This window comes from Cognatilysobacter terrigena (assembly GCF_004361065.1).
GTDB classification, from domain to species: Bacteria; Pseudomonadota; Gammaproteobacteria; order Xanthomonadales; family Xanthomonadaceae; genus Cognatilysobacter; species Cognatilysobacter terrigena.
Window position 1 is genome coordinate 40,294 of the sequence record NZ_SELT01000023.1, and the last position, 6,067, is coordinate 46,360.

The following is a 6,067-nucleotide window of genomic DNA, read 5'->3' on the forward strand; positions in this document are numbered from 1 at the left end:
CATCGCGACACCGCGTGGGTAGAAGCGCCACGGCATTCCCGTGCATGGCGCGGCTAAAGCCGTTACGGCTTCGCGGGCAAGTCGCCTTCCACCAACGCGAGCGTGCGCTCTAGCGCACCGCGTCCTGACTCGACCAAGGCGCGTCCACTCGCGGCCATTGAAGCTCGCAACGCTTCATCGCCCAGCATCGTCGCCAATGCGTCCGCGACACCCGCCTCGTCCTGCGCGATCTTCAACGCGCCGGCCGCGGCCAAACGGTGCGAGATGTCGGCGAAGTTGTGCAGGTGGGGGCCGGTCGCGATCGGCGTACCCGTCGCCGCGGGCTCGAGCAGGTTGTGCCCGCCGATCGGTTGCAGCGATCCGCCGACGAACGTGACGTCCGCGCAGGCGAAGAAATTCAGCAGTTCGCCGAGGGTGTCGATGACGAAGACGTCGCAGCTCGGAGTCGCCCACCGTTCGACCGAACGTCGTGTCGTGCGGAAACCGAGCGCGGACGACTGCTCGAACGCCGCACGGAAACGCTCCGGATGACGCGGCGCCCACATGAGCAGCAGGTCCGGCCATCGACCGCGCAGGCGACGATGGATCGCGAGCACGGCGGCCTCTTCGTCGGGATGCGTGCTCGCCGCGATCCACGCGAGACGGCCCGCACGGCGCGCGCGGCAATCACGACCGAACGCTTCGACCGTCGGCGGCAACGTCAGGTCGAACTTCAGGTTGCCGGTGTCGTGCACGCATTCGGGACGCGCACCGAGCGCGACGAAGCGACGCGCATCCGCATGCGACTGCGCACCGACGCCACGCAGCGTGCGCACGGCGCGGCGCACGAGTGGCGCGAGCACCTGGTAGCCCCTCAACGAACGCGCGGAGAGGCGTGCGTTCAACACATACGCCGGAACGCCGTGGTCGCGGCAGCCGAACAGCAGGTTCGGCCACAACTCGGTTTCCATGATGAGCGCGGCGTATGGGCGGAAATGACGGAGAAAGCGCGACACCGCGCCGGGCAGGTCATACGGCAGATAGACGTGGTCGACGCGGTCGCCCCACAGCGCACGGACGCGTGCCGAGCCGGTCGGCGTAATCGTCGTGACGAGCAAACGCAGGTCGGCGCGACGCTCGAGCAGCGCGTTGACCAGCGGAATCGCGGCGTTAACTTCACCGACGGAGACGGCGTGCACCCACAGCACACGCTGGTCGCGCGGCGGGCCGAAACTCGCATATCGCTCACTCCAGCGTTCGAAGTACGCGGCCTGGCGGAAACCGCGCCAGATCAGGTGGTAGACCGTGAACGGCGTGAGCACGTACAGCGCGAGCGAGTACAGCGCACGCAGCAGAGGCTCGAGGCGGTCGCGGACGGGCGCGTCCATCAGTACGGGGCGGCCTCGCCGTCGGGACGACGCTTGAAGCGTCGATGGATCCACAGGTACTGCGACGGCGCTTCGCGCACCATCGCTTCGATCGCGGCGTTGACGCGCGCGCTATCGATGGCGGCATCGGTCGACGGAAAATCCTCGAGCGGCGGCGCTATGCGCAGGATGTAGCGATCGCCTTCGCGTCGATGGAAGAACGGCACGACGGCACAGCCACTCACGCGTGCGAACTGGTGCGTCGCCGTGATCGTCGCCGCGGGTACGCCGAAGAACGGCGCGAACACCGTGTCCTTGCCGCGCATGTCCTGGTCGGGCGCATACCAGAGGAACCCGCCCTGCTTCAGGTGGCGCATCGCCGCGCGGATCTCGTCGTTGGCGAACATCGCCGCGGCGTAGCGCAAGCGTCCTCGCTTGACGGCCCACTCCATGACCGGATTGCGATAGCGCCGGTACATGCCCGCCAGAGGCACGTGGTCGCACAGCAGGCGCCCGGCCATTTCCAGCGTCATGAAATGGCCGGAAATCATCAGCACGCCGCGACCTTGCGCTTGCAGCGCGCGCAGATGCTCCAGCCCTTCGATCACGACGTCACGACGCATCGGCGCGATGTCGCCCCACCAGGCGCGCGCGAATTCGAACAGACCGATGCCGAAGTCGCGGAACGTCTCGTGCAGCAGGCGCGTGCGCGACGCCTCGTCGAGCTCCGGAAAGCACAGGCGCAGGTTCACGCGCGCAGCATGGCGACGCGGCGGCGCGAGCACGAAGGCGATCGCGCCGAGCAGGCGTCCGACCCCGCGTTGCACGGGCCACGGCACACGCCCCGCCGCGGCGAGCACCGCGACACCGGCGCGCATCGGCCAGTGCCGCAGGCCGCGGGGCACCGGTCCAGCCGAGGTCGGGCTTGCGGCGTCGGTCATGCGTCGGCGGTGACGGTCGGCGTGCGATCCGTCGCGTAGAGGCTGCCCGCGTACAGCGCGAACAGCATCAGCGTCAGCCCGCCCCAGAACGTCGAATAGAACGCGAGGTGCGTGTTGAAGGGGAACACGGTGACGACCAGCGCATACATGGCCGGCCGCGCGTGCATGCGTGCTTCGGGGTCGGCGTAGCGCCATGCCCGCCACGCCTGCGCGGCGCCGGCCAGCCACAGGATCAGGCCGAGGAAGCCCGTCTCGCTGAGGATCTCCAGCACGATCTGATGCGCATGCAGCGCGGGCCCTTCGCCCCATTCCGCGCGCTGGCCGGGCAACGGATCGCAGGACGGAAACGCGTCGCGGAAGCGGCGCACGCCGACGCCGTTGAACGGATGATCCTTGACCATGCACGTCGCCGCCGACCAGATGCGGCCACGACCCGAGAGGGCGCTGTCGACATCGCGATGGTCGCCCGCAAGCACGAGCGTCGTGCGCTCGATGCGCTCGCGCACCTGCGGCACGCTGACGGTGAGCAGCGCAAGCGCGACCGCGCCGAAGGCGAACACGCCCATCAGGCGCTTCCAGCCGAGCAGGCGCCAGCCCGACAGCACCAGCACGAGCCCGTAGGTGATCCACGAGGCGCGTGAACCCGCGAGCACGATGACGATGCCCACCCCCGCCGCCGCGACCAGCCAGCCCGCCGCGCGGAAGCGTCGCGCCGCTTCGTACAGAAGGAACGGCGAAAGGCTCGCGACGACCTGTCCGAGCTTGAGATTGCACGGACCCAGGAAGCCGCTGAGGCGATCGACCACGAGCGACGCATCCGCCGGACACATGCCCCGCCCGCTGATCGCATGTTTCGCGTGGTCGAGCAGGTTGAAGATGGGACTCGTGCCGGTCATCGCCTGCAGCAACGCGTCGGCGACCCACACCAGCACGATGATGCCCAGCCCTGCGAACGTCTTGCGTCGGCTGTCGGCGTTGGCGACCGACGCCGCGACCAGCCACAGGAACGGCAGATGGCGCAGGTCGGCGGCGGCGTCGAGCAGCGCGCGCGGCGGGTCGAACGTGTCGAACGCGGACACCAGGCGCGGCACCCAGTACGCGGCGAACATCAGCGTCGTCAGCGCCCACGCCTGTCCGCTCAGCAGCTGCGTGCCGCCGCGGAAGCGCGCACGCACGAGCATGTACATCGCGATCAGCGCGCCGATGACGAGCACGGCTTCCGCATAGCCCGGCGCCGGCCACAGCGCGACGAACGCGAGCACCCACGCGGGCGCCCAGCGCCAGCCGGTGACGCGGTCAGCCGGCGAGTTCGTGATAGACGCCAAGCGTCGCCTCCTGCATGGCCTTCAACGTGAGCGGAATGCTAGCCGGCAGTACCGGGGGCCGCGCGAGAAGATCGCGCGCGGTGGCGTACAGGCGGTCGAGATCGAACGGCGCGACGGCGCCCTGCGGCTCGAAGTCCTCGAGCAGTTCGCCGACGCCGCCATGCGCCCAGCCGAGTACCGGGCGGCCGACGGACAAGGCCTCGATCACCGTGCGTCCGAACGATTCCGGCTTGCGCGACAGCTGCAGCACGAGGTCGCTCGCGGCATAGGCGCGTGCGATGGCGTCGGTGGGCGGCGTGAATGCGATTGCGTCGGCGATGCCGAGCTGTGCGGCGTCGCGCTCCAGCTCGGCGATGTAGGCCTCGCGACCGGCTTCGCGTGCGCCCGGCAGCCACAGGCGTGCGTCGGTGCCGTCGGCGCGGAGCTTCGCGAGCAGCGCGAGGCCGTCGCCATGCCCTTTCAGTCGCGTGCCGCGACCGGGCAGCAACAGCAGCGGGCCGTCGCCGTGCAACGCGGGATGCTGCGACGCGGCCCAGGCGCGTGCATCGGAATCCGGATGCGGTGCGCGCGGAAATGCGGTCGCATCGATACCGCGCGGACTGACGCGCAGCTTCGCAGGATCGGTCGACGGGTAATGCTCGAGCACGTAGTCGCGAACGGTGCGCGACACGCAGATCACGCGTTCGCCCCGCGTCATCACCGCGCTGTAGCGCGACGGCGAATTCAGGCCGTGCACGGTGGTGACGAGGCGCGGACGTCGCAAGGCTTCGATGCCACGAAGCGCCATCACCCCGACCCATGCGGGCATGCGCGAACGCGCGTGGACGATGTCCGCGCCGTCGATCGCGCGTCGCAATGCCGGTACGTGGCGCAGCACGAACGGCGACTTCGCGCCGATGTCGAGCGTCACGTGGCGTGCGCCCATCGCTTCGAGCCGCGGTACCAACCGCCCGCCGCGCGACACGACAATGGCGCGATGGCCGGCGTCGACCAGCGCCTGCGCGATCTCGAGAGTGGAGCGTTCGACGCCGCCGGACTCCAGCGCGGGCAGCAGCTGGACGACGGTGAGTGGCCGATGCGGAGCGGGCGTCATGCCGGGCGCGGAGCCGCGGAGCGCCTCAGTCCTCCAGCGCGAAGTGCGCGCCACAGTACGGGCACTGGCACTCGCGCTCGGCCTCGATCGGCAGGTAGACGCGCGGATGCGAGTTCCAAAGCGCCATTTCCGGCAGCGGGCAGCTCAGCGGCAGGTCCTTGCGGCCGACGACGTAGCGCTGGCGGGCGTTGGCCGGCTCGGCATTCTGCGGAGAGGCGGTGCGGTCGGTCATGGACGGCAGGACGGTGCGGTGAGGCGGCGGATTCTACCAGCCGGCCCGTGGGCGCCCGTCAGTGCGGCAGGTCGAACAGCAGGACTTCGGCGTCGCCGTTCGCTTCGACCACCAGCGGCCCGCCCTCCTCGACGAAGCCGAGCGCGTCGCCGGCGCGGAGCACATGGTCGGACGCCAGCACCGTGCCGCGGGCGACCTGCAGCCAGTAGCGACGGTCGCTGTCGAGCACGCGGTGCAGGGTTGCGTCGCCGGCGAGCGTGGCGCGGTAGAGACGCGCGTCCTGGCGGATGCCGATGCTGCCGTCCGCGCCGTCGGGCGATGCGAGCAGCACCCAGTCGCCGCTGTCGTCGCCCGGCTGCGGCGCGCGTTGCGCGTAGGCCGGCGGCGCGTTCACGCGATCGGGCTGGATCCAGATCTGCAGGAAGTGGACGCCTTCGGTCTTCGACGCATTGAACTCGCTGTGCTGCACGCCGTGTCCGGCGCTCATCCACTGCACTTCGCCGCGACCGATGGTGCCGCCTCCGCCGCTGCTGTCCTGATGGGCGAGCTGCCCGTCGAGGACCAGCGACAGGATTTCCATGTTCGCGTGGCCGTGGGGCGGGAACCCGCCGCCACCGGCTACGCGGTCTTCGTTGATCACGCGGAGCGGCCCGAAGCCCATCCACTGCGGGTCGTAATAGTTGCCGAACGAGAACGTGTGGCGGCTGTCGAGCCAGCCGCCATGCTTCGCGTGGCCCCGTTCCTGCCCCGGGCGCTCGATGATCATCGTCCTACTTCTTCTTCGATGCCGGTGCGCCGTCGGCCTTGGGCACGGACGCCTCGGTCGTGATGCGGATCTGGATGTCGTCGCTGACGTTCGGCACGTAGGCGCCGACGCCGAAGTCGGCGCGCTTGATCGTGGTGGTCGCGTCGAAGCCGACTGTCTCGCGCTTGGTCATCGGATGCGGACCCGCGCCGTTGAGCGTGACGTCGAGCACCGCCGGCTTGGTCACGCCGTGCACGGTGAGGTCACCGGTGACGCGCAGCTTCTTGTCGCCCGCGGCTTCCACCTTCGTGCTGTTGAAGGTGATGGTCGGGTACTTCTCGGCTTCGAAGAAATCCTTGCTGCGCAGGTGCTCGTCGAGCGCCGG

At 69.7% G+C, this 6,067-nt stretch carries 7 protein-coding genes; all 7 read right to left on the minus strand.

Annotation, left to right across the window (positions count from 1 at the left end; genetic code table 11):
- Window positions 1-62: 62 nt before the first annotated feature.
- Window positions 63-1,367 (minus strand): lipid IV(A) 3-deoxy-D-manno-octulosonic acid transferase, encoded by a 1,305-nt coding sequence (gene waaA / locus EVS83_RS12585; RefSeq protein ID WP_133501389.1) that lies wholly within the window; start codon window positions 1,365-1,367, stop codon window positions 63-65.
- Window positions 1,367-2,287, minus strand: a complete 921-nt coding sequence (lpxL, locus tag EVS83_RS12590; RefSeq protein WP_133501390.1) for an LpxL/LpxP family Kdo(2)-lipid IV(A) lauroyl/palmitoleoyl acyltransferase — start codon at window positions 2,285-2,287, stop codon at window positions 1,367-1,369. The genes waaA and lpxL overlap by 1 nt, the downstream gene beginning before the upstream one ends.
- Window positions 2,284-3,603: an O-antigen ligase family protein gene (locus EVS83_RS12595; RefSeq protein WP_425456103.1), complete on the minus strand. Its 1,320-nt coding sequence runs from the start codon at window positions 3,601-3,603 to the stop codon at window positions 2,284-2,286. The genes lpxL and EVS83_RS12595 overlap by 4 nt, the downstream gene beginning before the upstream one ends.
- A complete protein-coding gene (locus EVS83_RS12600; protein ID WP_133501392.1) occupies window positions 3,584-4,705 on the minus strand; it encodes a glycosyltransferase in 1,122 nt (373 codons plus the stop codon). The genes EVS83_RS12595 and EVS83_RS12600 overlap by 20 nt, the downstream gene beginning before the upstream one ends.
- Window positions 4,706-4,730: 25 nt before the next feature.
- Window positions 4,731-4,937, minus strand: coding sequence for a zinc-finger domain-containing protein (locus EVS83_RS12605; protein WP_133501393.1), 207 nt, complete (start codon window positions 4,935-4,937; stop codon window positions 4,731-4,733).
- 58 nt (window positions 4,938-4,995) lie between these two features.
- Window positions 4,996-5,703: a pirin family protein gene (locus EVS83_RS12610; RefSeq protein ID WP_133499463.1), complete on the minus strand. Its 708-nt coding sequence runs from the start codon at window positions 5,701-5,703 to the stop codon at window positions 4,996-4,998.
- 4 nt (window positions 5,704-5,707) lie between these two features.
- The coding region (locus EVS83_RS12615; protein ID WP_133501394.1) for a YceI family protein at window positions 5,708-6,067 on the minus strand (360 nt) is incomplete at its 5' end.